Annotated in this window: 2 protein-coding genes; both read right to left on the bottom strand. The window is 69.4% G+C overall.

The annotated features are described in order from the left end of the window. The coding region (locus ABB33_RS14835; protein ID WP_056932619.1) for a cache domain-containing protein at positions 1 to 1,724 on the bottom strand (1,724 nt) is incomplete at its 3' end. 143 nt (positions 1,725 to 1,867) lie between these two features. Then, positions 1,868 to 2,490, bottom strand: a 623-nt coding sequence (locus tag ABB33_RS14830) for a methyl-accepting chemotaxis protein (protein ID WP_248842461.1), incomplete at its 5' end; no start/stop codon positions are given.

The raw sequence follows: 2,490 nt of genomic DNA, 5'->3' as shown, positions 1-2,490 counted from the left end.
GTCAGCTGCGCGACGGTGGCATTGGCGTCGTCGCGCATCCGCGCGAACACGCCCTGGAAATCACCGTGCATGCGCGCGGTCAGGTCGCCGCGGGCGATGGCCTGCAGCAGCGCCGAAACGTCGGACAGGTTGCTGTCGGTGGTTTCCATCAGGCGGTTGAGACCGGCCACCATCTCGCGGAAATCGTGCTCGAAGCGGTCGGCATCGCCACGCACGCTGAAATCGCCCGCGGCGGCCGCGCTGGCCAGGCGCCTGATCTCGGCGTTGATCGCCGACAGGCTGGCCTTGGTCTCGTCCATGGCCCGGGTGATGGCGGCCTTTTCGCCCGGCAGGCGGTCCATGTCCACCGACAGGTCGCCGTGCGCGTAGCGCTGCATCACTTCGACGATCCGCGCGGTCACGTCCAGGTGGCTGGACACCAGCTGGTTGGTGCCGGCGACCATCACCCCGTAGTCGCCGGGGAAGCGGGACGCATCGATGCGGTGGCTCACGCTGCCGGCGTCGTGGCTTGCGGCCATTTCGCCCTGCGCCTGGATCACCGCCCGGATCTGGTCGCGCATGTGCGACTGCGCCCGCAGCAACTGGCCGAGCTCGTCGTTGCGGCGCGCGGGAATGGTGGTGTCGAGCTTGCCTTGGGCGACGTCGGCGGAGACGCGCACGGCGTCGGCCAGCGGGCGCAGTACCATCGCCCGCAGCAGCAGCCACAGGCCGGCACAGAGCGAGGCGGCGGCCAGCAGGCCGACCAGGGCCACCAGTTCCAACAGCGAGCGCGCCTGCGCGGTGAGCAGGTCGCGCGGCACCATCACCCCCAGCGCGAAGCGGCGGTCGCTCTTGCCGATGCGCAGCGGCGCATAGACCTCGACCATCCCGCCTTCATCGGCCTGGAAATTGCTGTAGAGCTTGTCCTCGGCCACGGCCGCCAGGATCGCCCGGGTGGTGTCGTCGTCGCGGGTCTTGCCGACGTTGGCCGCGTCCGGCGAGGCCACCACCATGCCCATCGGCGACAACAGTTCGGTACGGCCCTGGCCCATCGGCCGGAGCTGGGCGATGCGTTCCTGCAGGGCGGAAAGCTCGAAGTCGGAGGTGACCACGCCGAGCACCTTGTCGCCATCCATGATCGGAATGGCGATGGTGGTCAGCATCAGCGTCTTGCCGCCGACCTCGTAGGGATACGGCTCGATGATGACCGGCTTCTTCAGCGTCCGCGGCGTCACGTACCAGGCGCCGAGCTTGGGATCCTCGTAGTCGCGCAACGGCTCGCTGACCAGCTCGCCGCCGACCCGCGCCCAGTAGCTCATGAAGCGGCCGGTGGCGTCGTGTTCGGGGGCATCGACGAACTGCGCGTCGTTGCCGTCGAACGCATCCGGCTCCCACAGCACGCACATGCCGGCACGCTCGGGATGCAGCTCCATCTGCTGCCTGAAGGTCTGCGAGATGGCGGCGCGGCTGATCTGCCCGCGCTGGGTGCCCAGGTTCTCGGCCAGCGTCTGCACCGCGTCGTAGGTCTGGCTCATCTCGGTGGAAAGATGCTGGGCCTCGTAGCGGGCCAGATTCTCCAGGGTGGCCTGCGAAGACGCCAGCAGCGCGCGGCTGCTCTTCCAGTAGCTGATGGCGGCGGTGAGGCCGAAGGCGGCCAGGGCGATCAGGGCGATGCCCAGCATCAGGCGGGTGGCGACGCTGCTCTTGCGTTCGCCGGAGGGGGAGCGTGAGGACGAGGCGGGCATGGATGGACCGATAAGGGCGGAATCCCTTGCTTCATCGGTCGGTGGCGGCGGTTCTTGAGGGCCTTCGCTGCCGTCCGTCGGAAAATCCGCACCCGCTCGCCGGCCCTGGCCAGGGCCGGCGGCGGCTTATTGCACGGATCCGCTCAGAACTCCTGCCAGTCGCCGGCATCGGCGATGGTCGTCGAATCGACCGCGCGTGGAGCGGGGGCCAGCTTCGGTACCGGGGCCCGGGGCGCGCTGGCAGCTGGCGCGGCGCGGGCCACCGGCGGGAGGACGGCGCCGGCATTGCCGGCCGTGGTACGGAACACCGATACCGCCGCGGCCAGCTGGTTGGCCTGGTCTTCCATGGAACGCGCGGCGGCGGTGGCTTCCTCCACCAGCGCGGCATTCTGCTGGGTGGTCTCGTCCATCTGCATCACGGTCTGATTGACCTGTTCGATGCCGGCGCTCTGTTCCTGCGAGGCGGCGGAGATCTCGGCCATGATGTCGGTCACCCGCTGCACCGATGTCACGATCTCGCCCATGGTGCTGCCGGCCTGGTGGACCAGCGCCGAGCCTTCGGCGACCTTGCCGACCGAGTTCTCGATCAGCTCCTTGATCTCCTTGGCGGCACCGGCCGAGCGCTGCGCCAGGGTGCGTACTTCCGAGGCGACCACGGCGAAGCCGCGGCCCTGTTCGCCGGCCCGGGCGGCTTCCACCGCGGCGTTGAGCGCCAGGATGTTGGTCTGGAAGGCGATGCCGTGTCTGAGCCTGAGAGGTGCCGCGG

This window comes from Stenotrophomonas acidaminiphila (assembly GCF_001431595.1).
Taxonomy (GTDB): Bacteria; Pseudomonadota; Gammaproteobacteria; order Xanthomonadales; family Xanthomonadaceae; genus Stenotrophomonas; species Stenotrophomonas acidaminiphila.
The sequence above is the reverse complement of the archived record's forward strand: the minus strand, read 5'-3'. Positions and strand labels throughout refer to the sequence as shown.